Genomic DNA, 25,078 nt, shown 5'->3' with positions numbered 1-25,078 from the left:
GGATCGCCATCGATGCTGCGGGCCACGAACATCGACAGCTTGAGCCGAGAAACGTTCGACGTCCTCGTCCTCGGCGCCGGGATCAACGGCGCCGTCGCGGCCGCGGCCCTCGCCGCGCGGGGGGCGAAGGTCGCGCTGATCGATCGGGGCGACTTCGGCGGATTCACCAGCCAGGAGTCGTCGAACCTCGCCTGGGGCGGCATCAAGTACATGGAGAGCTTCGAGTTCCGGCTCGTGCGGAAGCTCTGCACGTCGAGGAACCGCCTCCTCAGGAGCTACCCGTCGTCGGTGCAGGAGATCCGGTTCTACGCCGCGCACGAGCGGGGCTTCCGCCACGGGCTCTTCAAGCTCTTCCTCGGCACCTGGCTCTACTGGATCATCGGCAGCTTCTTCACGCGCATCCCTCGCCTGCTCTCCCGCCGGGCGATCGCGAGGGAAGAGCCGATCATCCACCTGGACGGCTGCGATGGAGGATTCGAGTACTCCGACGCGTACCTGGTCGACAACGACGCGCGGTTCGTCTGGGGCTTCGTGCGCGCGGCGCTCGATCACGGCGCGCGGGCGGCCAACTACGTCGAGTCGCTCGGCGCGCGGCGCGAGGGGGGCGCGTGGGTCACGCGCGCCCGCGACGTCCTGTCGGGCAGGGAGCTCGCCGTCCGGTCGCGCGTGCTCGTGAACGCCTGCGGGCCGTTCGTGGACGCGCACAACGAGCTGACGGGCCAGCGGACGAGGCACCGCCACATCTTCTCGAAGGGCATCCACCTCATCGTGGATCGGCTCACCTCGAGCCGGCGGGTGCTCACGTTCTTCGCGGACGACGGCCGGCCGTTCTTCGTGATCCCGATGGGCTCGAGGACGTGCATCGGCACGACCGATACCCGCGTCGAGGGCCCGCGCGCCGCGGTGACGCCCGAGGACCGCCGCTTCGTGCTCTCCAACATCAACAAGCGGCTCAACCTGCCCCGGCCGCTCACCGAGGCGGACATCATCGCCGAGCGCTGCGGGGTGCGCCCCCTGGCGGTCGAGGACGGCGGCGGCGGCGAGGACTGGCTGCAGCTCTCGCGCAAGCACGCCCTCGAGGTGGACCAAGAGCGGGGCCACGTGAGCATCTTCGGCGGCAAGCTCACCGATTGCATCAACGTGGGCGACGAGGTCTGCGCCGCCGTGCAGCGGCTCGGCGTCCCGCTGCCCCGCCCTGCGCAGCGCTGGTATGGCGAGCCGGGCGAGGCGCTTCGTAAAGAGTTCTTTCACAAGGCGCGCGCCCTCGATCTCGACGCGCTGACGCCGCCACGCGCCTCGGAGAAGCTCAGCGCGCGGCTGTGGCGCCGCTATGGCGCGCAGGCGCTCGGGCTGCTCGAGGATATCCGGAGCGACCCGGGGATGGCCGACCCGCTGATCGAGGGGGCGGACGACCTGCGCTGCGAGGTCGCCTACGCCGCGAAGCACGAGATGATCGCGAAGCTCGCGGATTTCCTGCGGCGGCGCACGAAGATCTCGCTCGTGATCCGGAAGGAGGAGCTCGCCGCGTCGCCTGGGCTCCGGGAGGCCTGCCGGCTCCTGTTCGGCGACGAGGCCGACAGGCGGCTGGAGGAGTACTTCCACGAGCACGGCGCCGGCCGCCTCGCGGAGGGGAAGGCGCCCGCCGCGGCGCTTCCGGTCAGGTAGCGCCGCGCCCCGGAGCCAGATCAGGGCCCCCGAGCCGCCCCAGCGCCGCCCTGGCGCTCGACGGGCGCGCGCGCCCCGCCTGGCTCACCGCGCCGGCGCGCCGCAGATGCGGTGAACCAGCTCGAGCAACGGCTCGATCTGGAGCGGCTTCTTCAAGAGGCCCGCGACGCGCAGCCGCGACGCCTCCTGCTCGACCCGCACGTCGGCGGACACGATCACCACCGGGATCGACGAGAGCTCCGGGTCGCGCTGGAGCTCGGCGCGGAGCTGCCACCCATCCATGATCGGCATCATCAGATCGAGCAGGATCAGCGCAGGCGGCCCGTCCCGCCGCAACAGCGCGAGCGCCTCGGCGCCGTCCGCCGCCTCCTCGACGTCGTACCCCTCGAACGCGAGGAGCTGCGTCAGAATGCTCCTGATGTCCAGATCGTCCTCGACGACCAGGATGCGGCCCGTTTTCTCGATCATGACCGAACCTCACGACCGGACTGCGCCGCGCGGCGCGCTCCCTCTGCCGACCCGCCGAGCAGCCCAGCTGCGGCCCTGACCGATCGAGTGTTCATGGGGCCGGTGACGCAACTTGAGCGACAGCCGCGGCCGTGGCAAGCGGCCGGCCCCGCGAAGCGGCCCCGCGGCGCGCCGGAGCACGGACGGCGCGCCGCCTGTCGGAGCCCGTCCGCCGCGGACGGCGGCGCGCCCTGCGCCGCCGCCGTGCCTACTGAGCGGCCTCCTCGGGAAGCTCATCGGAGGCCCCGCCCGAGGCGGCGTTGCGCTCCTCGCCCGCCCCCGCGCGATGGTCGTGGACAGGCAAGAGCACGCGGAAACACGCGCCCTTGCCGACCTCGCTCTCCACGCCGATCTCGCCCCGGAAGCTCGTCACGATGCCGTGGCAGATCGCGAGCCCGAGCCCCGTCCCTTCCCCGATGGGCTTCGTCGTGAAGAACGGGTCGAAGATGCGGCTCCGCAGCTCCGGCGCGATCCCAGGCCCGGTGTCGCACACCTCGATGCACACGCGGCCGGGCGGCGCGGGGGCGGTGGAGATCCGGATCTCGTTCTCCGACACCTTCCCCTCCGGCAGCGCCTGGGCGGCGTTCACGAGCAGGTTCAGGATCACCTGGCCGAGCTGCGCCTCGTTCGCGTGGACGGCCGGCACCGGGCGGAGCTCCAGGACGAGCCGCGCCTTGCTCTGTATCTGCTGCTGCGCCATCCGCAGGACCAGCTGGATCACCGGGTCGACCTCGACCGGGCCGAGCTCTCCGCCGTCGGCCCGCGAGAACGTCTTCAGGCCGCCCACGATGTGCCGTACCCGCGAGCCGCCCTCCGCGGCCTCGTCGAGCGCCGAGAGGAGCGCGTCGAGGCGCGCGCCGGCCCCCTTCGCGCGGAGCTCCTTGCGCGCGAAATCGACGTTCGCGACCATGTACGCGAGGGGGTTGTTGATCTCGTGCGCCACCCCGGCCGCGAGCGTGCCGAGCGAGGCCATGCGGTCGGCGAGCTGGAGCCGCGTCTCCATCTGCCGGCGCTCCGTGACGTCGGACACGGCCCCGAGCATCCGGTACGCCCTGCCGGTCGCGTCGCGCAGCACGATGCCCCGGTCGTGGACGTCTGCGTAGCTGCCGTCCGCGAGCAGGCACCGGTACCAGAGCTCGAACGTGCCCTCGTCCCCCTCCATCGCGCGCCGCAGCCCGTTCATCACGCGATCGCGATCCTCGGGGTGGACCCGCTCGAACCACCACACCGCGTCCTCCTCGATGTCGGCGCCGCCCGTGCCATAGAAGCTCCGCATGCGCTCGCTCCCGGTGACGCGCCCGGACGAGAGATCCCAGTCCCAGAAGGCGTCGCTCGTGGCGCGCACGACGAGCCGCATGCGCTCCTCGCTCGTCCGGAGCGCGTCCTCTGCGGCCTTGATCACCTCCGCGGACGCGTCGCGGAAGGAGCGCGCGGTGCGCTCGAGCAGCGCGCGCTCCGCGGGCGCCCGGTCGGCCACGTGCGCCGACGGCCGCCGCACCCACCACACCGCCGCGTCGAGCTGGATGGCGATCGACGGCTCGAGCGCCGCCGCCACGACGGTCGCGCCCGCCTCGAGCAGCGCCGCGGTCGCGCCCGCGCTCCCGGTGACGGCGACCACGGCCACGCGATCGCCCCCGGGCGCCGCGCGCAGCCGCCGGCAGAGCGCGAGCGTGTCCTCGAGCGGCCCCTCGTCCGCCAGCACGGCCACGTCGAACGGCTGAGTCGCCAGGAGATCCAGCCCGGCCTCGACGTCCCGCGCCGGGACCGCGACATAGCCGCGCGCCGCGGCGAGCGCCTGCGCAGCGCCCGAGGGGCCGCCTGGGAAGATCAGGATCCTGGGTGCCTGTGGTCCCGCCACGCGCGCAACATCCCGCGCGCGGCGCGCAGACGCAATACCGGCGCAGCGGTCATCCACGTTCTCGCACGTCCCCGCACGTCCCCGCGCTTTCCCGCGCTTTCCCGTGCGCTCCGCGCCTACCCCGGCCTCACCCGACCCCGGCCCTCCGGTCGTCGAACCATTGCCACGCGTTCGCGAACCCCACGCGCTGGGATGATTTCTTGTAGCAGAGGAAGTAGAGCCTTCCGCCCTGAACACCGCACTCCGTGCGGTCTTTCCAGCAGGTGAGGAGATCCGGGTCCACGGCCGGATTGCTCGAAAACACCGTCCCTTCCTCGAGCTCCTGTGTCCCGGCGGCGTCCGGGAAGGCCGCCGGGACGGAGGTCACCGGAATGCCCACCGCGCGCGATTCCACGCCCGTGTTGAAGAGCGCCTCGGCCACCCGGCGCACGGCGGCGGCGCGGTCTGGACCGCAGAGAGAGAGGATATCGAGGCTCGCGCGATCGACCTGGACGAGAATGAAGTTGCGCCCCTCGATGACGGTGAGCCCGAGCCCGCCCGCAGCGTACTCGTGGCGGAGCAGGTCGGGCGTATCGTCCGTGGCGGCATGGAACGCGTGGCGCGCGTTCACGGCCTCGCCGTGCGGGTTGAGCTCGTCCCGGAAGATGGAGTCGCACCAGTAGAACGACTCCGCGCGCGCCTGGGCCGGCACGTCGTCGAACCGCTCGACGGGCGTGAAGCCATCCGGCGAGACGCGCGCCACGGCCGCGAGCCACCCCGCGATCTTCGCGTCGACGTCCTGCTTGTGAAATGCGTCCGCGCTCATCCCCAGCCTCCGTTTCTGTAGGTCGCCACGATCTGCTCCACGCGGTACCCGTCGTCCGGCGCCGAGCTGAACCAGATGAGCCCCCAGAAGACGCCCAGGATCGGCTCGACGGAGTCGAACACGCCGGCGCCCCCCGCGTAATACCTGGTCACGCCGCCGTGGGAGAACTCGAGGCACGCCTCGTACCGGTTGAGCCCCGGGCTGAGCGTCCCGTCGGGGAGGCGCGTATGGGACGCCGGGTAGGTCCTCCCCACCTCCACCGGCCCGTCGACGAGCGCGGCGCGCCACACGCGGCCGCCCTCGACCTTCGTGGCGTCGAGCCCCGCCCACGGGTTCTGCTCGACATCGGCCGACAGCGTCCTGCGCCCGCCGCCCACGTTGGGGTCGCCCCAGACCACGATCATGCGCGTCCGCCCCGGGATGCCGAGCTGGCGCAGCATGCCGCGGAGGAGGCGGATGATCGCCTGGCACTCCCCGCTCTCCTCCACGTAATCGGTCATCGGCCAGGCGCCGCCCTCGTCGTTCATGTACGTCGGGTGATGGTACTTCCGGGGCACCCTGGGGCTCGGCAGGAGCGTGTACGTCGGGAACCTGGCCATGACCCCCTCCACGATCTCGTGGGGATTGAGGGTATCCATCGGCGCGATCCAGGAAACCGCCCTGTCCATCCGCTTCAAGGTCACCCCGTCTTCCGGCCAGACATCCTGTCTGTCGGTCTGGGGCCTGCCCATCGTGACATAGACGACGTTCGAGGTCCGGGCGGGCGACACCGCAGCTCCCGCCCCTGCAGACCAGCTCAGGGCGAGGTTGAACTTCTGGATCTTCCTCCCGAGCTGCCGCGAGGAGAAGAGATCGAGCGGCGCGGCGACGGCCCCGCCACCGCGGCTCTCGAGGACGATGCCCCCCGGCCCCACGGCGCGGATCTCGGCCGCCGCCGCGCTGTAGGCGTCGCGCTGCGAGAGCTCGAGCCGGACGACGATGTGCCGCCCCATCGAGATCGAGAGGGGGACGGCGCCCCCCGGCGTCCACTCCGGCCGTGGACACAGGGCCCCTTCGTTCCTCCAGCCCCTCTCCTCCTTGCAGTCCTTCAGGAGACCGTGATCGGACCTGAACTCGATGGAATGCAGCGCGATGGGCCGCGCCGCATCCGGCTGCGGGCTCTCCGTGGTCGGATCCGCCATATCGACCTTCCTCGCTCGCGGCGCTCATGCACTCGACGCTTGCCGAGCCACACGCCGGGTCACGACGATCGTAGTGCGCGAGCCGGCCGGGCCAAGTCGGGAGTCCACGCAGGGAGCGACGGCGCTCTGCCGGCCGCCGCCCCGGCCCGCCCTGCCACCCGCCGCCCGGAGGCAGCGCGCTCGGCCGGGCCCGCGCGGCCTGCGCGCGCTCTCCCGGAACGCCGGCCGCAGCGCGAGCCGGGTTCCTGCGGCAGCGCGCCCGAGCTAGATTGCGCGCATGTCCAACAGCCTGTTCGTCGTGCACGTGCATGTACGTGTCAGACCCGAGCTCGTCGACGCCTTCCGGAGCGCGACGATCGAGAACGCACGCGAGAGCGTCAAGGAGCCGGGGATCGCCCGGTTCGACGTCGTCCAGGACACCGAGGATCCCGCGCGGTTCGTGCTCGTCGAGGTCTACAGGACCAAGGAAGCGCCGGCCGCGCACAAGGAAACGGCGCACTACCAGCGGTGGCGGGACACCGTCGCGGAGATGATGGCCGAGCCGCGGACCAGCCGGAAATACGTCAATGTCTTCCCTGACGACGCGGGGTATTGACATGGCGCCTCCCGACCAGGAGCCCGCCTTCGAGTTCGCCACCGCGACGCGCATCGCCTTCGGCGCAGGCAAGGTCGCCGAGGTGCCCGCGGCCGTGCGGGGCCTCGGCGGGACGCGGGCGCTCGTCGTCACCGGGCAGGACCCCGGCCGCGCCGCGCCGCTCCTCGCCGCGCTCGCGGCGGCGGGCGTCGCCGCGGTGCGCTTCGCCGTCGCGGGCGAGCCCACGGTGGACATCGCCCGCGAGGGGACGTCGCGGGCCGCGGCCGAGCGGTGCGACGTCGTGGTGGCGCTCGGCGGCGGCAGCGCGATCGACGCCGGCAAGGCGATCGCCGCGCTCGTCGCGAACGGCGGCGACCCGCTCGATTACCTGGAGGTCATCGGCAAGGGGGGAGCGCTCTCCAGGCCGTCCGTGCCGTTCGTGGCGATCCCCACGACCGCGGGCACCGGCGCGGAGGTGACGCGCAACGCGGTGCTCGCGTCGCGGGAGGCCGGCGTGAAGGCGAGCCTGCGCAGCCCGCACATGCTGCCGCGCCTCGCGGTGATCGACCCCGACCTGCTCGCGGGCGCCCCGCCCGGGGTGCTCGCGTCGAGCGGGCTCGACGCGCTCTCGCAGCTCATCGAGCCGTTCCTGTCGAGCCGCAGCAACCCGCTCACGGACGGCCTCGCGCGCGAGGGCATCCGACGCTCGGTGCGCTCGCTGCGCCGCGCGGTCCTGGAGGGCGCCGACGCGCCGGCCCGGGACGACCTCGCGATCGCCAGCCTGCTCGGCGGCCTCTGCCTCGCGAACGCCGGCCTCGGGGCGGTCCACGGCTTCGCGGGGCCCGCGGGGGGCATGTTCGACGCGCCGCACGGCGCGGTGTGCGCCGCGCTCTTACCCGCCGTCCTGGAGGTCAACCTGCGGGCGCTGCGCGCGCGCGACCCGGCTCACCGCGCGCTGCCGCGCTTCGACGAGCTGGCCGCGCTCGTCACGGGGCGCGCCGGGGCCAGCGCCGAGGAAGGGATCGCCTGGGTCCGCGAGCTCTGCCGTGACCTCGCGATCCCGGGGCTCCGGCGCTACGGCATGGCTGAGGCGGACCTCCCGGCGCTGGTCGCGAAGGCCAGGGCGGCGAGCAGCATGAAGGCGAACCCGCTGCCGCTCACCGACGAGGAGCTGTTCGACATCGCGGCGGCGTCCTTGTGATCGCGGCGCCGGTGGTATCATCACGGGGTGGCAAGCCCGTACCGCACGAGACCGCCCACTCCGCCGCGGGTCCGGTCGATCGACCAGCGGCGGCGGATCAGCGTGGCGAGCCTCGTGTTCGGCATGCTCTGCGGCGTGACGGGGATCTCGCTCGCCGACGAGGGTCGGGCAGAGTGCGCGCTGCTGTTCACGGGTGTCTGCGGCTTCGTCTTGCTCCTCCAGCGCTAGAGTGCACGCTAGCCTTGACCCCACCCCCGACGACCGGAGCTCGATGAAGAACGATCCCGCCCCGAATCCCGCCCTCGACGCCATGCTCGCCGCCCAGCGCATCGCGTTTGCGCCCGTCATGTTCCAGGTGGCGCGGGTGATGCGAAACCGCGGCGTCCTCAAGGCGCTCCAGCGCGCCGGCAAGGGCGGCAGGACGCCGGCGGAGGTGGCCCAGGACACCGGCCTCTCCGCCTATGCCGCCAAGACCTTGCTGGAGGCGAGCCTGAGCTTCGGCCTGGTGGAGCCCGCAGGCGGCGCAAACGCCCACGCAGAGCCGCGAGAGCGCGGCGAGCGGTACACGATCACGCGGGTTGGGCTCATCGTCGAGAATGACAGGATGACCCGCATCAACATGGATTTCATCCATGACGTCTGTTACGACGGCATGCGCTTTCTCGACGAGGCCATCGAGGACGGCAAGCCGGCTGGCCTGAAGGTCTTTGGCGAGTGGCCGACGGTCTATGAGGCGCTCCCGGCGCTCCCGCCGAAGGTGAGGGAGAGCTGGTTTGCGTTCGATCACCTCTACTCCGACTCCGCGTTCCCCGAGGCGCTGCCCGTCGTGTTCGAGCGGAGGCCGAGGACGCTCCTCGACATCGGCGGCAACACGGGGCGGTGGGCGATCCAGTGCTGCGCGCACGACCCCGACGTGCGCGTCACGCTGCTCGACCTGCCGGGCCAGCTGGAGGACGCGCGCGTCAACGTCGAGCGGCACGGCCTGCTCGGCCGGATCATGGGCACGCCCATCGACTTCCTCGATCACGGCCAGGCGTTCCCGACGGGCTTCGACGCCATCTGGATGAGCCAGTTCCTCGTGTGCTTCTCCGAGGCGGACATCGTCCAGATCCTCCGGCGGGCCGCGTCGGCCATGGGGGACGAGGCGGTGCTCTGGATCCTGGACACGTTCTGGGATCGGCAGGCGAACGAGGTGGCGGTCCACTGTCTTCACGGCTCTTCCCTGTATTTCACGTGCCTCGCGAACGGGAACAGCCGCATGTACAGCGCCGCCGATATCCGGCGTTGCGTCGACGAGGCAGGCCTCGTCGTCGAGGCGGAGATCGACCACCTCGGCCTCGCCCACACGCTGCTCCGGTGCCGCCGGCGCGACGCGCCCGCAGGCAAGCGCGCGTGAGCGTCCGGGTGAAGCAACGCGCGTAGCAGCCTGGACGATCCCGACCCCGGAGCGAGCGGCGACACAACGGATGAGGCGGCTCGGGGCGGCGCGCCCCGTCCGCCGCCGGCGCGGCGTGGCCTGCGTTGCGCCGCGGCGATGACCGGGCGTGGCGCGCTCGAACGGCTTTCGCTCGTGGCCCTCGCGTAGCATAGTGGGGTGACGCCGCCACGGCGCCGCGCCGCGCCATGGGCCCACAAGGAGAAACCGTCGTGTCCCACCCCCCGCTCACCCAGCTCTCCGACGAGGAGCGCCTCTTCCGCGACTCGGTGCTTGATTTCGCCCGGAAGCGCGTCGCGCCGCGCGCGGCGGCGATGGACGAAGAGGGCGCGCTCGACCACGATCTGCTCCCTCCGCTGTTCGAGCTCGGCCTCATGGGCATCGAGATCCCGGAGGCGTACGGGGGCTCTGGAGCGGGCTTCTTCAGCGCGATCCTCGCGATCGAGGCGCTCGCCGTGGTCGACCCGAGCGTGAGCGTGCTCGTCGACGTGCAGAACACCCTGGTGGCCAATGCGTTCCTCCGCTGGGGCACCGAGGCGCAGAAGGAGAGGTACCTCCCGCGGCTCTCCCGCGACTGGATCGGCTCGTATGCGCTGAGCGAGGCGGGCTCCGGCTCGGACGCGTTCGCGCTCGCGGCCCGCGCCGAGCGCCGGGGCGACCGCTGGATCCTGAACGGCCGCAAGCTCTGGATCACGAACGCGAACGAGAGCTCGGTGTTCCTGGTGTTCGCCAACGTCGATCCGACGAAGGGCTACAAGGGCATCACGGCCTTCGTGGTCGAGCGTTCCTTCCCCGGCTTCTCGGTGGGCAAGAAGGAGAACAAGCTCGGGATCCGCGCCTCCAGCACGTGCGAGCTCGTCCTCGAGGACTGCGAGGTGCCGGAGGGCAACGTGATCGGCGAGGTCGGCAAGGGCTACAAGATCGCCATCGAGACGCTGAACGAGGGCCGTATCGGCATCGGCGCGCAGATGCTCGGCCTGGCCGCGGGGGCGTTCGACCACGCGATGCGCTACATGGGCGAGCGGAAGCAGTTCGGGCAGCCGATCGCGAGCTTCCAGGGCGTGCAGTTCCAGGTTGCGCGCGTCGCCATGGAGATCGAGGCCGCGCGCCTCCTCGTCTACAACGCCGCGCGGCTCAAGGACGCGGGCCAGCCGTTCGTGAAGGAGGCGGCGATGGCCAAGCTGTTCGCGTCCGAGGTGGCCGAGCGGACGGCGTCGCTCTGCATCGAGTTCATGGGCGGCGTCGGCTTCACGAAGGACTATCCTGTCGAGAAGCTCTACCGCGACGCGAAGATCGGGAAGATCTACGAGGGGACGTCGAACATGCAGCTCTCGACGATCGCGAAGCTGCTCCAGGCGGGGTACGACGCGAAGGGCTGAGCGGGGGTGTTCGCCCCCGTCCCAATACCGGAGTTGCCTTCAGCCTCTCCGCTTCCATGACTCGGGTCTTCGGCGCGTGTGAAAGCACGCGACGAAGACGACGACGTCATCCATCAGACGAAAGAACAGCCCATAGGGGAAGCGCCGGACGAGCGCTCGCCGTGTTTGGCGGTGCAGAACAGCGTAGGCCGTCGGCGCCTCGATGACCGCCTGCATCGCCGCGCGGAGCTCCACGAGGAACTCCTCTCCTAGCCCGTCGCGCTCTCGCTCGTACCAGGCATATGCCCGCGCGATGTCCGCCGCAGCAGCGGGCCGAACGAGGTACGGCGTCACCGTGACCGAGCGCGTGCCTGGGCGACGACATCATCCCAGGTGAGCCCGACCGGCCCCTCGGCCTCGAGCTCATCAAGGCGCCGATCGAGCTCGACCCGCTGGGCGTCGCTGAGAGGCAGCGCGTCAGGGTCTCGCCCGAGGCTCGCCCACAACTCGTCGAGGAGGTCGAGCTGCTCGTCGCGGCTCAGCCGGGTAATGTCCAGCGCAGCCCTGCCCATACGCCCGAAAGTATCGCACGGGGGGCCCGCCCGAACAATCCGTCGACGGCTTCGCGCGTCACGGCAGCTGCCGCTTGAGATCCGCGAGCGAGCGGCGCGTCGACACCTGCTGCGGCAAGATCACGTCCCGCACCAGGGCGTGCGACTCGGTGTCGAGCTCCTCGATGTCGTCCCGGTAGTCCTTCAGGCCGTGCTCCTCCCCCTCGGCCAGCGCCGAGAGCGCCGTCTTGTGGCCGAGCGCCAGCGCGGTCCCCTCGACGGCCTTGGCGAACGCGCCCCATGGCCCGGAGCTCGCCGGGGGGTCGCCTCCGAGCTCCTCGATGCGCCGGCGCAGCACCTTCACCCGCGCCTCGTGCGACGCGAGGTTCAGCCGGAGGTGGTGAGCAACCCAGCCCTGGCGCGCCGCGGCGATGGCCTGACGGTAGGTCTCGACCGCGGACATCTCGCCGCGGCAGAACGATTTGAGCTGCTCGATCGAGTCATCGTCGATGAGTCCGTCCAGGCCCACGCTCTCGTCTGCGAATGCCACCGGTTCCATGGGTACTCTCCTGAGCTGTCTGGTGAACGCCCGATTCCTCTCCTCCTTACCTCCCGAGGTGGGCCTCCACGCCATACGTCCACGCAGGAGCCGCGATCGCCAGGGATCGTCGCCGCTGTGGGAAGGCGCGCGCCCCCTGTTGCCCCAGGGGTACATGTTCGCCTTGTACCGAATCAGTCTCGGCTGAGCTCTTTCATTCCCTTCCAAATCCCTTCCAAGTCCCTTCCAAGTCCCTTCCAAGTCCCTTCCAAGTCCCTTCCAAATCCCTTCCAAGTCCCTTCCAAGTCCCTTCCAAATCCCGTTCCAATGTCCAGGACTTCTCGGCCATGAAGCGAGCTCATCGTTCCGGCGGCGGCTCCCTCCAGCGGCGACGCGGAGCGCGGAGCGGTGAGCGGTGAGCGGCTCACAGCGCGGCGAACACGCGGGCTCCCTTGCCCGTGCCGCAAAAATCGCCGTTGCCTGCGTCTCGCAGGATCGCGCGCAGCGCCGCGGCGTCCTTCTCGTCGCGCGCGAGGGCGCCGAGGAGCATCGCGCCTTCCTTGAGGCGCCGCTCGACCTCCGGCGCGCTCTGCTCGGGGATCCCGGCGTCGACGAGCACGCTGCTCAGGCTGGCCGTCTCGCTCGCCGAGCTCGCGTCCGCGAGCCTCACCGCGATGGGGCCGGCCACCGCGAGCCGCAGCCCCGAGACCACGAGCCCCGCGCTCGCTGCGGCGAGGACGGAGGTCAGCGCGCTCCCGTGCGAGGCCGCACCGAATGCGCGCGAGCGCAAGATGTGCTGGCGGCGCGTCGCTTCGCTCACGATGGCGCAGACGTCCCATCGCGTGTGCCCGCCGTCCAGGATGCGCCGGACGACGTCTTCGGCCTCCCCACGTCCTCGCACCATCCCGGTGATCAACCTCTGGCTCGCCATGCAGACCTCCTTGGCTGAGGGTTCGCGCCGCGCGCGCTGGTTTCCAGGGAGCTGCACACAACACGAACCGTACCGCGCGCGTACCCGGCGGGAGCTCGCGGGCCGCTCGCGAACCCAGCAACAGCGCCCGTCGCGTCCGCGGCACGATGCCACAGCGAGGCGATCACGCTGTGACGCAACGACACGGCAGACCCGTCGGGAACAGCGGGGTGGACATAACAGCGCTGGCAGACCGCGCGTGTGTTGCCCAGGCGGGCAGACACCCGGCCGGGCACGTCCTGACAGCGCTTCACGATGCGGGCGAGCCGCCGATCCCGCACCGCCATCGCGTGCTCCTTGCCGCCCTTGCCCCGGAAGTGGAACCTGATGAGACTCCCCTCTATCTCGACGTGCTCGTCGTGGAGCGTGGTGAGTCCATACGAGTCGTTGTCGCGCGCGTACTCGTCGTTCCCCACGCGGATCGACGTCTCGTCGAGCAGGCGCACCACCGCCGCCAGCACCTTCTCGCGCGGCAGGCCAGGCAGCGCGAGATCCCGCTCGCTCGCCGCGCGGATCGCCGGGAGCGCCGCGCCGAACGCGAGCATGCGGTCGTACTTCGTCTCGTCGCGGACCTCGCGCCAGCGCGGGTGATACCGGTACTGCTTTCGGCCGCGCGCGTCCCGCCCTGTCGCCTGGATGTGCCCGCGCTCGCTCCGGCAGATCCACACCTCGGTCCACGCGGGCGGGATCGCGAGGCGGCGGATCCGCGCGAGCGTCGCCTCGTCCTTGACGGGGCGACCATCGGCGTCGACGTAACGGAAGCCCTTGCCCGCCCCTCGCCTGGAGATCCCCGGCTCACCGTCGTTCACGTACCGGAGCCCGGCCGACTCGGCGGACTCGACCGGTGACGGGGTGAGCTGCCCTGTCCCCGCGACCTCGCCGCTCGCGCGGGCGAGCTCGACCGCCTCGACGGACTCGACCGACACACTGACGCGGCGCCGGCGGAGGACGACGCCATTCGCGGCGGAGCGGCGCGGAGCGCTCCGCCGGCGGCGCCGCTCATGGGGGGTCGTGGCGCTTCCGCTCTTCATGGCGCGGGCCGCTCAGAGCGCCTCCTGCGCGACCGCGCTCGGAGCGCGCCGCCGCGCGCGATCGCGGTGCGCGTCATCGATGCACCGCCTCACCTCGGCGTCGATCGCCGCGATCGCCATCCGGTTGAACATGCGCAGCGGCAGCGGCATGTCGATCGCGAAGTCGACGGCCCTGGGCCGGAGCTCGAGCCGCCCGGAGAGCGTGAAGCCCTTGAAGGAGAGGCCGAGATCCGCGCGCCGCTCGTCGCTCCAGGAAATGGAGGGAGCGTACTCCGCGTATCGATCACAATACTTCGCCATCGCCCGCAGGACGGCGCTCTTCGCTTCTTCGTCGTTCAGGTCGTGATGGACAGTGTGGTTCATGATGACCTCGAGAGATGGCTGGAAGATCGACTCCAGCGGGCCTCCAGCGGCGTCGACGCGCGACAGGCTCGCCAGCGCCGACGTTCGCGGGGTTAGCAAGCCGGGTGCCTGTCGGGTCCGACGGGGGGCCGAGCGCTCACGGCAGGGCCGTTTCCGGGCGCCGCCGCGCGAGATCGGGCCCCCCCGCCGTCCGCGCATGTCGACGTTCGCCACGAGCGGGGCAGATCGCCACGGCCAGCCCCGAGCCCGCCCCCTCGCGCCGCGGCTCAGCTCGCGGCATGGCGCGTGCGATCGATGCGCGCATGCACGCGCTCCTGCACGAAGCTGCCGCGCTGAAGTCCCCACCTGCGCTCAGCGGGCGGCACGGGCCACGGGCGAGGAGGGCGCTGAAGGCGCTGTTGATCCTGCCTATCGCGCTCTGGCTCGGCTACGTCGTTGTCGTGAACGTGATGCTGAGCACGGGGCTCATCGCGAGGCTCGTCAGCTACAACCCCGTCGACGCCTCGCTCTATCACGGCTCGGCGTGGAGCCTCTGGCCGGGCGTCGTTCACGTCGAGGAGCTCCGGCTCAGCGGCTCCGACAGCGTGCTTCAGTGGGCGGTGGAGCTCGACGAAGCGGACGTCGATATCCACCTGACCGATCTCCTCCGGAAGAAGTTCTATGCGGAGGACATCCGCGCGAGGGGCTTCGTGTTCCGGCTGCGGATGCTCGTGGATCCGACGAGCGAGCGCGATCTGGAGGCGCCGCACATCGAGGCGCTGCCGCCCATCCCGGAGTTCGCGAACCCTCCGCTCAAGCCGGAGCTGCCGCCGAAGCACGATCTCGAGCGCTCGGACGAGGGCTACAACCTGTGGACGGTGCACCTCGAAGGCATCGACACGACGCTCAAGGAGGTCTGGATCCAGCAAGTCCGGTATGCCGGCGGCGGTCGCGTGCGGGGAGGGTTCTATTACAAGCCGCTCCGCGCCGCTCGCGTCGGGCCCGTCGCGCTGGAGCTCCGGTCGGGCGAGATCCACGTCGCCGATCGCGTCGTCGCGCGGCTCGACGCCGACGCCGACGTGACGATGAGCACGTTCGATCCGAGGGACGTCGACGGGCTCGACGTCCTCGATACCGCCTGGGCGCGCCTCCGCCTCGACGCGCAGCTGCCGGGGCTCGATTTCATCCACCTTCCCGCGGGCGAGGGCGCCGGACCCCGGCTCGAGGACGGGAGCGGAGAGCTCCGGACGAACCTCGTCGTGAACCGGGGGAGCGTCGAGCCGGGCAGCACGGTGTCCTACGAGACGAGCCACCTCGTGGCCTCCGCCGCGTCGCTCCGCGCGACCGCCGAGGCGCGCGCGGCGCTCCGCGTCGACGAGCGCGGAGCGGCGCGCCTCGCCGTGACGCTGCCCCGCGCGACGCTCGAGCGCCCGGGAAGCGGGCTGCCGCCCATCGTCGTGGAGAGGGCGAGCGCCACCTTCGACGCGCCGGAGCTCCACCTCCTCCGGCTCCAGCCGGGGTTCGCGTCGAAGGTGGATGTCGTCGCCGCGGCGATCCCGGACCTGCGCTGGCTGAACGCCGAGGGCGCCGCGCCGGACGCGCCGCGGTTCACGGGCGGCGCGGCCTTCGTGCGGAGCAGCCTGGAGGTCGACCCGCTGGGCCGGGGGACGGGCTCGCTGCACCTGCTGTTGAAACACGGCGCCCTGCAGTGGAAACAGACGAAGGTGAAGGGCGACGTGGCGGCGCGCATGACGCTCGACGCGGCGAACGTCTTGAATCCCACAGCCAAGCTGCGGAAGGGCCGCATCGACATCGAGGATCTCGCGATCGAGCACGAGGGCGAGGCCGTCCCTGGCTGGTGGGCGCACATCGACATCGAGGACGCCGAGGTGAGGCGGGGGCTCATGGAGGCGGCGATCCGGGTGCAATGCAAGGACGCGCGGCCGGCCGTGATGCTGCTCGACGCCGAGGATGCCATTCCCGGCTGGGCCGCGGGGCTCCTCACGATGGAGGGGCTCAAGGCATCCGCGAAGGTGAGGCGCGCGGACGCCGGCGTCGATTTCAGGCTGCTGGAGGCAAAGGGGGGCGATCTCGCGATACGCGGGCGGCTCACGAAGTCCGACGGGCAGACCCCCAGGGGGGCGTTCCTCGTGAAGAGCGGGCTGCTCTCGGTGGGGATCGCGCTCGAGCGGGACGGGGCCGGCGTGCACCCCCTCGCCAGCGACGACTGGGTAAACGAGAAGATGACCGCGCTGGGCAGGTGATCTCGCCGGACGACGGCGGCGGCGGGCCGTGCGACGACCACCGCGCGGCTCGGCCCCGCGCGCGTATCAGGGCGGCGTGCGTCGCGACCGCATCATCATACCCGAGACCCCTCTGTAGTCATTACCGGGAGATTCGCTGTGTACCACGGCATCCCGGGTGAGATTCTCCATCCGGCCTTCCAGCTCGATGCCGTGCAACCGTGCAACCGTGCAACCGTGCGACCGTGCGACGGTGCGACGGTGCGACGGTGCGACGGTGCGACAGTGCGACAGTACAACGGCACAAGGCGCACGACCTCGGCGCCGCATCGCATCTCATCTCACGAGGCTCGACGCTGGCTTCCGCACCGGGTTAATCTTTGCTTTGCTCAGCCCACCAGAGCCCAGCGGTCGGTGTCTCGAGAGGCGGGGGCACGACAGAAGGACGCGAGAGCTGAGCAGGAGGAACTCAGTATGTGCCAGAAGCTCTGCGGAAACGACTCGAACCATGACGGAGAGCCGGGCGAGGCGGGCTCGTCTCGTCGCCGGTTTCTCGCGGCGGGAGCTTCAGCGCTCGGTGCTGCGGCGGCCTTCTCGACTCCCGCCGCGGCGAGGGGAAGGTCGGAGCACGAGGATGACGTGCCGCACGGGACCGGCGCCCCGCACCGGCGTTACATCCTGAGAGGCGGCGCCGTGCTCAGCATGGATCCGAACGTGGGAGACTTCGCCCGGGGCGACGTGCTCGTGCAGGGCAAGAAGATCATCGCGGTCGGGCCGCACCTGCACGCGCCAGGCGCGGAGATCATCGACGCGACGGGCACGATCGTGATGCCGGGGTTCGTCGACACCCATCACCACCAGTACCAGACCGCGCTGCGGAGCTTCCTCTCGGACGGCCTCCTGGCCAACGACGGGCTGCCGCACGGCGAGAAGAACTACCTCGACTACATCCACTTCACCATCACGCCAGTCTTCCGGCCGCGGGACGCCTTCCTCGCCATACTGGCCTCCTCGCTCAGCCAGCTGGATGCCGGGGTGACGACGGTCGTCGACACGTCCCAGGTGGGCCACACGCCGGAGCACACCGATGCCGTCATCCATGGGCTGCAGGAATCGGGCCGCCGCGCGCTCTTCGTGTACTCGCCGGGCGCGGGCCCCGGCAACATCTTCCCGAACGATCTCGATCGGATCCAGAGCCAGTACTTCTCCTCGGCCGACCAGCTCCTGACCCTGGCCATGGGCGGGGAGGTGTTCGACCCCGCGTGGCGCGATACCTGGGCGATCGGGCGCCAGCACGGCCTGCCCATCGTGACCCACCTCGTCGGCAGCATCGGCCAGGGGACGCTCATCGAGCAGATCGAGAGCGAGGGCCTGATGGGGCCCGATCTCGAGTTCATCCACGCCAGCGCCATCTCGGAGGCGTCCTGGCAGGCGATCGCCGATTCGGGCGCGAACGTCTCGATCGCGGCCCCGATCGAGATGACCATGCGGCACGGCACGCCGCCTATCCAGGCCGCGCTCGATCATGGCGTCCAGCCCGCGCTGAGCACCGACGTCGAGTGCACCATGACCGCAGACATCTTCACCCAGATGCGGACCGTCTTCACGCTTCAGCGGGCGCTCATCAACGAGCGCGCGCTGGCCGGAGAGACGGATCTGCCCGAGCTCCTCACGTGCCGCGATGTCATCCGCCTGGCCACGGTCGAGGGGGCCCGGGTGGCCGGTCTCTCCCACAAGGTCGGCTCGCTGACTCCGGGCAAGGAGGCCGACATCATCCTGTTGCGAGCGGACGCCATCAACGTGGCGCCGCTCAACAACGTGCCAGGGGCCGTGGTGACGTTGATGGACCGCAGCAACGTGGACACGGTCATCGTCGCGGGGAGCATCAGGAAATGGCGAGGCAAGCTCGTCGGCGTGAACTTTGACCGGCTCCGCGCCGGCCTCGAGGCGTCCAGGGACTACCTCCTCGACGCGGCGGGCGTCGAGCGCGTGCTCTTCTGAGGCCGTAGCCGCCGCGCTCGGCCAGGCGCCGCGCCGCCCCGGCGGCGCGTCACGGGGACACGGGCGCCTCGAGGGCGAGCTCGCGTCGCAGCAGGATCTGCTGGAGCCCGAGCTGGCCGAGCGTGGTGCCGACCGAGAGGACCCAGATGGTGTGGATGCGGAAGCCGGGGCTAGCGCTCAGGGCGAGGACGGGGAGGATGAACGCGAACGCGCGCGTCCCCGAGGCGACGAGCGAGGGCCAGGTGTTGCCGGAGCTCACCAAGGCCAGTCGACGTCGAGGTCCTCGCCGTCGAGGTTCTCGGAGTTGCCTTGGCCGACGGATCCGCCCACCGTGTTCTCCGCCTCCTCCCAGCTGTCGGAGTCCCCTGCGTTGGTGTGGCCGACGAATCCGCCCCCGTGTTCCTCGACCTCGTCCCAGCTGTCGAAGTCAGCGTGGCCGTGCCCGACCTGCTGGAACCCACCGAATTCGTGGTCGGGCTGCTGCCAAGCTGCCGATGCCGTCGCTGCCGGCTTCGCGTTCGCGGCCTCGATCCTCTCCTGGTGGTCGTACTTCACCTGCATCATCTGCGCTCGCAGCCGGGGAGCTAGATGCGTCAGCTCGACGATCGTGTGCTTCTCGCGGATGTTCTTGGCTTCCTGCTGGTAGTGCTCATCCAGGGCGCGCTCGAGAGCGGCGTCGGGTTTGGGCGGCTTCGCGCCCTTCAGGGCCGCATCCAGCTCCGTGAGCGCGTGTCGGCGGTAATCGAACGCGCCCTCTGCAGCCTCCTCGTCGCTCTCGGGCACGTCTATGGCGTCGAAGCTGAGCGTGACGCCGTCGCCCAGCGTCCGTCGAAGCCACTCCATCGTGCTGCCCACCATGCAGCACAAGGGCAGGCCGCCGCCGGTCCATCCGTCCTCGCCCGCCTCCTCGCTGCCATAATTGTTGAGGAGAACCGGCCGCCCCTGGCTGTCCACCCAGATGCCGCCCGACTCGCCGGCCACCGAGACGGGGTTCGGGCTCTTCAGGACGGCGACGTTGACGAAGCGCGCATAGAGATCGCCGCCGAAGGAACACCGTCTACCTTCGTCGACGAAATCGAACGTGCCGCAGACGAGCCCCCTCCCGGTCCACATGCTCAGCACCTCGCCCTTCTCCAGCGGTTCCTGATCGAGATCCCGGACGGGCCCTCGGACGAGGGGGTGGGCCTCGACCTTGGTGCCGGGGACGAGCTGGGCCAAGCCCACATCATACAAGTTCCCCCCCTTGCGCGTGATCCTCGAGTACTGCCGGGTCCAGGCGACGATGGTCTCGCCGGACACCACCGCCAGGGAGCCCTCGCTGTCGTCGAGCCCTGAACCCGCTCCGAACACGTGGGCGTTGCTCACGATGAAGAACTTGCCGCCGTAGCGCACGCAGGCGCCGAGCGTGCCTTCCTCGAACCCGAGCCGGCCTTCGGCGGTCTTGGCGACCGAGATCGCCTGACCGAGCTGGACGCGTGGCCTCTGCCAATCATCGCGGGCGACGTTCTGCACCAGCGCCTGCCTACAGGAGATCGAGGTCTGGCCGAGCGTGGGGCTCGTGGCGATCTTCAAGACCCATTCCGGGGTCACGACGGTATCGAGGTAGCGTTGGAGATTGTCGTCGCCCGCCGCGGCCCAGCTCGCGATCACCGCGGTCCACGGCGACAGGCGCCGTTCCCCCGAGCCCTCGTTGTTCACGCTCGTTGCCTCCGCGAGCGTGCGGCGACGTCGAGCAGCCTGCCCACCCGCGCGCGCTCGTCCCCCGCGCCGCTCAGGCACCGGGACGCCCACGGAAGCTTCGGGTCCGAATCGAACGCCGGCCCGAACACGAACATCAGCTGCACGAACACCCGCACTCCGGCCTCGCTCTCGATGCGGTACGACCGCGCCCGCCCAATCCCGTATCGGATCGCCTCCCGCACCCCCTCCTCGCCCAGGGCGCCGAACTGCCGAGGCAAGTGCTCGCGGAAGTGCGCTGAGAGCTCGCCGACGAAGCGATCGACCGCTATCTGCGCGAACATCGCCGACTGGCGGCGCCGGATCGTGAGCATCGCGCGGAGACTATCCCGCCCGCCTGCTGCCGTCACCACGCCCGAGCGGCGCTACCTCCGCCGCCGCGCCCTCCTGCCAGGAGCGGCGGATCTCCGTCCCACGGGCTCGCTCCGCGGCAGCACCGATCACGGTCGCGAGAGGGAAGTCCATGTGAAGGTCGCGCCCTCTCGCTCCACCGTTCGCCCTGGCCAGCGATGCACGCGCTGGTGAAGCGGCAACAAACGGCAACAAACGGCAACAGACGAGCGTGGATCGGCGGCACCGCTCTTGAAGTTTTCCGGAGGAAAGCACAGAGTGGCGGGATGATGAAGCCCTCGTGCCTTGTGGCGATCGCCGCCTTGCTCGCAGCGCCGCTGCTCATCTCTTCTTCAGCGCGGGCGGACATCCCGCCGCCCGAGAGCTGCGGCACGCCGGGGTCGAGCTGTAACAACGCAGGGCCCAATTACAATGAGCCTGGCACGTGCACGCAGCAGAAGTGCCAGCGAACGCTGCCGGGCGAGGACGGCGGCTTCAGCACCGTGGAGTACGACTGCAATCTGTGCATTTCCTCGGGCGGCAGCTCGACGTCGGCCTCGAGCGGGGACTCGACGTCGGCCGGCAGCGCGGGCGCGGACAAGGCGTCGTCGGACAACGGCGGCTGCGCCATGAGCGGCGCCGCCTCGGGCGGCGCGGTGGCGGGGCTGATGCTGCTCTGCGGCGCCGCGGCGCTCGTGACCGCCCGCCGGCGCCGCTGAACCGGGCCTCGACCGTGCGCGCGCCCGGTCCTCCGCCTGCGAGCGTGGCCCGCCTGCTCGAGCGCGGCGTCGCGCCGCTCGACGGCGCGCGGCGGCGCCTCTTCGGCCTGCTCCGCCGGAGCGAGCTCGCGATCGCGGTCGTGGCGCGCCCCGATCGCAGGATAGCCACCGTCGCCGCGGCCAACGCGCTCGGCGCCTTCACCATGGCGGTCTTTGCGCCGAGCGCGCTGCTCGTGCTCGGGCCAATCCTGCTCGGCGTCCTGCACGTCGCGGCCGACGTGCGCTACCTCGTGCTGCGGCGCGGGCTGCCGTCGTGGTGGCGCGGCGTCGTCTGGACGGCCTGCGCCGCGCTTTTGGGGCTGCGAGGCGCCCAGGAGCTCTTTGGCTCGGCCGCGGCGCTGCTCCGCGCCGAGCACGCATTGCTCGCCGCCTGGCTCGGCGCCGCGGTCGTCGCCGGCGCGTTCGCGTCGCGCGCGTGGCGGCGCGTCGCGCTGGCCGCCGCCGCCGCCGTGGCGCTGTCGGCGGCGGCGCTCGCCGCGCCGCGCGGCTTCCGGCTCGTCCTCGCGCACGCGCACAACCTGGTCGCGCTCGCGCTGTGGCTCGCGCTCTTCCGCCGCCGGGCGCGCGCGGTCGCCTGGCCGCTCGGCCTCGTGCTGGCCGGGACCGCGCTCCTCGCGAGCGGGGCGATGACCTCGCTCACCCTGCGCGCCGGGTGGCTGGACGCCTTCGGGCTGCACCTCTTCCTCGCCAGCGACTGGCTCGCTCCCGGGCTCCCGACCCGCTCCGCGGTGGCGCTCACGGCATGTTATGCGTTCCTGCAGTCGGTCCATTACGCGGTCTGGCTGCTGCTCATTCCCCAGGAAGATCACCCGGGCCAGCGGACAGCCACCTTCCGCATGTCCGCGCGCTCGCTCCGGCGCGACTTCGGGGACGCAGGGCTCGCGGCCGTGGCGGTCGTCGCCGCCCTGGTGCTGCTCGGCGCCCTGCGCAGCGCGCTCGGCGCGCGCAACCTGGTGCTCTCGCTCGCCTCCTTCCACGGGTACCTGGAGCTCGCGCTGCTCGCGTACTTCTATGTCCGCGGCGACGTCGGCCGGCGCGCCGCCGAGGCGCGCCTGGAGCGGTCCGGGCGCGCGCGCGGCGTGGATCGCGGCGGGCCCGAGGTCGCCGCGCAGCCGGCCGCGCCATGAGCCGCGCCTTCACCGATCCGCTGGTGGCCGCCTGGGCGCGCGCGTTCGCGTTCACGCTGCTCATCGAGCTCGCCGTCGCCTCACCGCTGCTCGGCGCGGCGGAGCGGTCACGAGGCCGCCGCGCCGCGCTCGTGGCCGTCGCCAACCTCGCGAGTCACCCGGCGGTGTGGTTCATCTTCCCCGCGCTCGCGATCGGCGCCACGGCGCGACTGGCCCTCTCGGAGCTCTGGGCGGTGCTGATCGAGCTCGGCGTCTACCGGCTCGCGCTGCGCGAGCTGCCTGCCACGCACGCCATCGCGGCCTCGGCGCTCGCGAACGGCGCGTCGCTCGGGCTCGGGCTGCTCCTGCGCGCCACGACCGGCTGGGTGTGAGCGGGCCGCGGAGCGCCGCTCCGCCGGCTCCGGAGCAACATTACCGCGGACAGCGCCCCTGCGGGCGGGCTCGTCCGGCGCGAGCGAGACGCGACATCGCTCGTTCGCCGACAGCGTGGGTGTTCGTCACACGCAGCGCGGACGGCTCCGCTGCGCTATGACTGCGGGATGTTTGGTCCAGGGCGCCCTCAGTACCCTCCGCAGCAGCCGCCTCAGTATCCTCCGCAACCGCCGCATCACTACCCTCCGCAGCCGCCGCCTTACTACCCTCCACCGCCGCCTCAGCGCCCGAAGTCAGGCCTGTCGCCGCTCGTGATCGTGCTCATCGTCCTCGGCGGGCTGTTCGCGCTGGGCGTGGGCGCCATCTTCGTGATCGGCGGCGCGGTGTACCTGGTGGCGAGCGCATCGCCGGAGCAAACCGTCGTCGAGACCACGCCTTCCGGCGTGTCGACCGCCGGCGGCGTCTCGCCCGTGGCGCCCACGTCGACGAGCACCCCGCTTCGCCCCGACCAGGAGGCCGACGAGGCGGCGGGCGAGGACCCGTCCACCGGCGACCACGCCGCGGGCGAGGCGCCGGCGCCTCTGTCGACAGCGGCGCGGACGGCCGCCTCCCCGAGCGAGGGCTCCTCGAATGGAAGCCCGAGCAACGGGGGCGCGGCGGGCGGGACGTCCTGGTGGTGTACGGCGAGCGCGTCCGTGCGCGTCTGCGGCTTCGCGGGCGCGTGCAACTATCAGATGGTGTTCGGCAACGGCTCGGCGAAGGACCGCTTCCTGGCGTCGCAGCAAGCGAAGCGGTCGTGCGAGGCGAGCGCCCGCGCCAAGGGCGCCACGGCCTTCTGCGTCGTGCAGTGCAGCCCTCGCTGACGGGCGATGACGTCGCTCGCTCCGCTCCGCTCAGCTCCTCGCGCCAGCGCTAATAACCGCCGCTGCCGCCGACCCCCGCCGCGCTGTAGCCAGAGCTGTAGCCAGAGCTGTAGTCGCCGCCGCCCGCGCCCCCGGTTCCGACCGCAGTTACGTTTCCACCGTAGTAGTAGTCGTCCGGATCTTCGTAGACGTTGATGTCGAGGTTCACCTTGCCGTTGAGCCACAGCTCGCTGCTCCCGATACCGAACGCATACTCGGCCCAGGTCGTCGAATGCGGCGAGACGTACACGTAGACCCGTTGCGACGATAGCAGCGTGGCCTCCACGTTCGGATCCGTCACCGTGCCGTCCTCGACCTTCTCGAAGTGCCAGCCCGGAAGGAGCGTGACGCTGTACCCTCCCTGCTCCAGATCGACGACGAGGGAGCTCTCGTTCGGATCCTGATCCTCGCTGCTGACCGTCACCACGGTTCCGTAGCCACCACCGACAGCCATGGCTGAGGTATTCTCGTCTTCGTAGTAGTAATAACCGTTCGAGATCTCGAACGTGGCGTCGCGGAGCCGATACCGCGCTCCAGACGGCGCATCGGCCGCGAGCGGCAAGCTGAGCGAGCCGACGTCCGGCCCGCGATCGGCCCCCTGCGAGCCGCAACCGCTGAGCAAGGCCGCGAACGCCACGCCAGCCGCCGCCACCAACCCAAACCCCTTGATCGACTTGGTCATTCTATCCTCCAGATAAGCTGCCCCTCCGGCCCGATGACGGCGTGTGCCGTGACCTGCCATCGGTTCAGCGTGGGCCACCACGGACAAGCAACACACGGGCCAATCTGGATTCACCGAAAAATTAGGGGGAAGGCGGGAGCCGCCCAGGAATCGGCTCAGAATGTGTCAGCCATATTGAGCCAAACGTGACCTGTGCCACCGTCGAATATGTGCCACTTCGAACGCGCGCAGGCCGAGCGCGGGGACGTGGGGCGCTGAGGGCGTTCGTTCAGCCGAGCCAGAGCTGCCCGTCATCAGGCCGACGGCTCGCCGGCAGCTACCCCTCGCCCGAGAGCACCGCGGCGATCGCGACGCGCTGCCCTCGCGGCTGCCCCGCCGCGTCGGCGTGGGCCATGTCGAGGGCGGCCAGCACCGTCGACAGCGTCGTCTGGTCCAGGACCGACGACGCCTCGACGGCCTGGAGGTCCTCTCCCACGAAGTTCTTCGGGCAGGCGTCGATGACCGGCAGCGCGCGCTCGCTGGCCGGCGCGAACCGGATGGGCAGGCCGTGCGTGCGGCAGATGAGCGGCCGCGCCGCGTAGATCGCGCACCTCCCCTCCCCGTCGAGCGCCGGGCACACGCCCGGATCGCCCGCCCGCGCGCGCTCGGCCAGCGCCGCGCGGTCGGCCTCCGGGAGCGCCGCGAGCGCGTCGCGGATCGCGTCGGCCTCGATCGACGTCACCGAGAAACGCCGCCGGCAGCAGTCGCTGCACCCGGTGCGGCAGGCCATCCGCCCGCCGTGGCGGGCGCTCGCGCTCGCGAAGAACGCGTCGACCTTGGTGAAGAGCTCGTGGAGGCGCTCGCGCGGCGTGCGGTGCATTCGCCGGCGTCTATAGCGGGGCGGATCCTC

At 71.2% G+C, this 25,078-nt stretch carries 27 protein-coding genes; 12 read left to right on the top strand and 15 right to left on the bottom strand.

Features of this window, described 5'->3' with window-relative positions; genetic code table 11:
- The first annotated feature begins 12 nt into the window (after positions 1-12).
- On the top strand, positions 13-1,665 hold the full coding sequence (locus WMF27_RS06290) for a glycerol-3-phosphate dehydrogenase/oxidase (RefSeq protein WP_437761156.1): 1,653 nt from the start codon (positions 13-15) through the stop codon (positions 1,663-1,665).
- Between the two features lie 84 nt (positions 1,666-1,749).
- Here WMF27_RS06290 and WMF27_RS06285 read toward each other — a convergent pair whose 3' ends face one another.
- From WMF27_RS06285 to WMF27_RS06270, 4 genes are all read right to left on the bottom strand, one after another.
- Complete coding sequence (locus WMF27_RS06285) at positions 1,750-2,133, bottom strand: response regulator (RefSeq protein WP_437761157.1); 384 nt, start codon at positions 2,131-2,133, stop codon at positions 1,750-1,752.
- Positions 2,134-2,380: 247 nt separating this feature from the next.
- Positions 2,381-4,030, bottom strand: coding sequence for a hybrid sensor histidine kinase/response regulator (locus WMF27_RS06280; protein WP_437761158.1), 1,650 nt, complete (start codon positions 4,028-4,030; stop codon positions 2,381-2,383).
- A gap of 127 nt (positions 4,031-4,157) precedes the next feature.
- Entirely contained in the window at positions 4,158-4,835 is a 678-nt protein-coding gene (locus WMF27_RS06275; protein ID WP_437761159.1) for a hypothetical protein, read from the bottom strand.
- Positions 4,832-6,016: a hypothetical protein gene (locus tag WMF27_RS06270; RefSeq protein WP_437943933.1), complete on the bottom strand. Its 1,185-nt coding sequence runs from the start codon at positions 6,014-6,016 to the stop codon at positions 4,832-4,834. Before WMF27_RS06270 ends, WMF27_RS06275 begins: the two co-directional genes overlap by 4 nt.
- 277 nt (positions 6,017-6,293) lie before the next feature.
- Between WMF27_RS06270 and WMF27_RS06265 the strand changes: the two genes are divergently transcribed.
- The 5 genes from WMF27_RS06265 to WMF27_RS06245 all read left to right on the top strand — a co-directional run bounded on the left by WMF27_RS06265 (position 6,294) and on the right by WMF27_RS06245 (position 10,605).
- Positions 6,294-6,611: a putative quinol monooxygenase gene (locus WMF27_RS06265; protein ID WP_437298262.1), complete on the top strand. Its 318-nt coding sequence runs from the start codon at positions 6,294-6,296 to the stop codon at positions 6,609-6,611.
- Position 6,612: 1 nt separating this feature from the next.
- Positions 6,613-7,791 (top strand): iron-containing alcohol dehydrogenase, encoded by a 1,179-nt coding sequence (locus WMF27_RS06260; protein ID WP_437943931.1) that lies wholly within the window; start codon positions 6,613-6,615, stop codon positions 7,789-7,791.
- Positions 7,792-7,818: 27 nt separating this feature from the next.
- On the top strand, positions 7,819-8,019 hold the full coding sequence (locus tag WMF27_RS06255; protein WP_437298260.1) for a hypothetical protein: 201 nt from the start codon (positions 7,819-7,821) through the stop codon (positions 8,017-8,019).
- 43 nt (positions 8,020-8,062) lie between these two features.
- Positions 8,063-9,187: a class I SAM-dependent methyltransferase gene (locus tag WMF27_RS06250; RefSeq protein WP_437943930.1), complete on the top strand. Its 1,125-nt coding sequence runs from the start codon at positions 8,063-8,065 to the stop codon at positions 9,185-9,187.
- 251 nt (positions 9,188-9,438) lie between these two features.
- Entirely contained in the window at positions 9,439-10,605 is a 1,167-nt protein-coding gene (locus WMF27_RS06245) for an acyl-CoA dehydrogenase (protein WP_437761164.1), read from the top strand.
- Between the two features lie 39 nt (positions 10,606-10,644).
- Here WMF27_RS06245 and WMF27_RS06240 read toward each other — a convergent pair whose 3' ends face one another.
- The 6 genes from WMF27_RS06240 to WMF27_RS06215 all read right to left on the bottom strand — a co-directional run bounded on the left by WMF27_RS06240 (position 10,645) and on the right by WMF27_RS06215 (position 14,136).
- Positions 10,645-10,938 (bottom strand): type II toxin-antitoxin system RelE/ParE family toxin, encoded by a 294-nt coding sequence (locus WMF27_RS06240; protein ID WP_437943928.1) that lies wholly within the window; start codon positions 10,936-10,938, stop codon positions 10,645-10,647.
- Positions 10,935-11,156 (bottom strand): addiction module protein, encoded by a 222-nt coding sequence (locus tag WMF27_RS06235; protein ID WP_437761166.1) that lies wholly within the window; start codon positions 11,154-11,156, stop codon positions 10,935-10,937. The genes WMF27_RS06240 and WMF27_RS06235 overlap by 4 nt, the downstream gene beginning before the upstream one ends.
- Positions 11,157-11,214: 58 nt before the next feature.
- On the bottom strand, positions 11,215-11,694 hold the full coding sequence (locus tag WMF27_RS06230) for a DUF2383 domain-containing protein (RefSeq protein ID WP_437943927.1): 480 nt from the start codon (positions 11,692-11,694) through the stop codon (positions 11,215-11,217).
- A 403-nt stretch (positions 11,695-12,097) separates the two neighbouring features.
- Positions 12,098-12,604 (bottom strand): hypothetical protein, encoded by a 507-nt coding sequence (locus tag WMF27_RS06225; RefSeq protein WP_437761167.1) that lies wholly within the window; start codon positions 12,602-12,604, stop codon positions 12,098-12,100.
- Positions 12,586-13,674, bottom strand: a complete 1,089-nt coding sequence (locus WMF27_RS06220) for a DNA topoisomerase IB (RefSeq protein WP_437943926.1) — start codon at positions 13,672-13,674, stop codon at positions 12,586-12,588. Before WMF27_RS06220 ends, WMF27_RS06225 begins: the two co-directional genes overlap by 19 nt.
- Before the next feature lie 12 nt (positions 13,675-13,686).
- Entirely contained in the window at positions 13,687-14,136 is a 450-nt protein-coding gene (locus WMF27_RS06215; protein WP_437761169.1) for a polyhydroxyalkanoic acid system family protein, read from the bottom strand.
- A gap of 203 nt (positions 14,137-14,339) precedes the next feature.
- Here WMF27_RS06215 and WMF27_RS06210 point away from each other — a divergent pair, with 203 nt between their 5' ends.
- Positions 14,340-16,280 (top strand): hypothetical protein, encoded by a 1,941-nt coding sequence (locus WMF27_RS06210; RefSeq protein ID WP_437943925.1) that lies wholly within the window; start codon positions 14,340-14,342, stop codon positions 16,278-16,280.
- Between the two features lie 453 nt (positions 16,281-16,733).
- Positions 16,734-18,260, top strand: coding sequence for an amidohydrolase family protein (locus tag WMF27_RS06205; protein WP_437761171.1), 1,527 nt, complete (start codon positions 16,734-16,736; stop codon positions 18,258-18,260).
- Positions 18,261-18,309: 49 nt separating this feature from the next.
- On the opposite strand, the gene WMF27_RS06200 is transcribed toward WMF27_RS06205, so the two are convergent.
- From WMF27_RS06200 to WMF27_RS06190, 3 genes are read right to left on the bottom strand one after another with little or no spacing between them, the layout of a single operon-like run.
- Positions 18,310-18,519 (bottom strand): hypothetical protein, encoded by a 210-nt coding sequence (locus WMF27_RS06200; protein WP_437761172.1) that lies wholly within the window; start codon positions 18,517-18,519, stop codon positions 18,310-18,312.
- Entirely contained in the window at positions 18,516-19,958 is a 1,443-nt protein-coding gene (locus WMF27_RS06195) for a hypothetical protein (RefSeq protein ID WP_437761173.1), read from the bottom strand. Before WMF27_RS06195 ends, WMF27_RS06200 begins: the two co-directional genes overlap by 4 nt.
- Positions 19,955-20,311: a hypothetical protein gene (locus WMF27_RS06190; RefSeq protein WP_437943924.1), complete on the bottom strand. Its 357-nt coding sequence runs from the start codon at positions 20,309-20,311 to the stop codon at positions 19,955-19,957. The genes WMF27_RS06195 and WMF27_RS06190 overlap by 4 nt, the downstream gene beginning before the upstream one ends.
- 303 nt (positions 20,312-20,614) lie before the next feature.
- Here WMF27_RS06190 and WMF27_RS06185 point away from each other — a divergent pair, with 303 nt between their 5' ends.
- From WMF27_RS06185 to WMF27_RS06170, 4 genes are all read left to right on the top strand, one after another.
- The gene (locus WMF27_RS06185) at positions 20,615-21,046 is read left to right on the top strand and encodes a hypothetical protein (RefSeq protein WP_437761175.1); all 432 of its coding nucleotides are present in this window, start codon (positions 20,615-20,617) and stop codon (positions 21,044-21,046) included.
- A gap of 44 nt (positions 21,047-21,090) precedes the next feature.
- Complete coding sequence (locus WMF27_RS06180; RefSeq protein ID WP_437943922.1) at positions 21,091-22,233, top strand: hypothetical protein; 1,143 nt, start codon at positions 21,091-21,093, stop codon at positions 22,231-22,233.
- Positions 22,230-22,604 carry a hypothetical protein gene (locus tag WMF27_RS06175; protein WP_437761177.1) on the top strand — a complete coding sequence of 125 codons (375 nt, stop codon included), beginning with the start codon at positions 22,230-22,232 and terminating at the stop codon, positions 22,602-22,604. Before WMF27_RS06180 ends, WMF27_RS06175 begins: the two co-directional genes overlap by 4 nt.
- 312 nt (positions 22,605-22,916) lie before the next feature.
- Positions 22,917-23,468: a hypothetical protein gene (locus WMF27_RS06170; protein WP_437761178.1), complete on the top strand. Its 552-nt coding sequence runs from the start codon at positions 22,917-22,919 to the stop codon at positions 23,466-23,468.
- A gap of 49 nt (positions 23,469-23,517) precedes the next feature.
- Here WMF27_RS06170 and WMF27_RS06165 read toward each other — a convergent pair whose 3' ends face one another.
- Together WMF27_RS06165 and WMF27_RS06160 are read right to left on the bottom strand one after the other, a co-directional pair.
- Positions 23,518-24,189, bottom strand: a complete 672-nt coding sequence (locus WMF27_RS06165) for a hypothetical protein (protein WP_437761179.1) — start codon at positions 24,187-24,189, stop codon at positions 23,518-23,520.
- Positions 24,190-24,505: 316 nt separating this feature from the next.
- The gene (locus WMF27_RS06160; protein WP_437761180.1) at positions 24,506-25,048 is read right to left on the bottom strand and encodes a YkgJ family cysteine cluster protein; all 543 of its coding nucleotides are present in this window, start codon (positions 25,046-25,048) and stop codon (positions 24,506-24,508) included.
- Positions 25,049-25,078: the final 30 nt, after the last annotated feature.

This window comes from Sorangium sp. So ce281 (assembly GCF_051527395.1).
Taxonomy (GTDB): Bacteria; Myxococcota_A; Polyangia; order Polyangiales; family Polyangiaceae; genus Sorangium; species Sorangium cellulosum_B.
The sequence above is the reverse complement of the archived record's forward strand: the minus strand, read 5'-3'. Positions and strand labels throughout refer to the sequence as shown.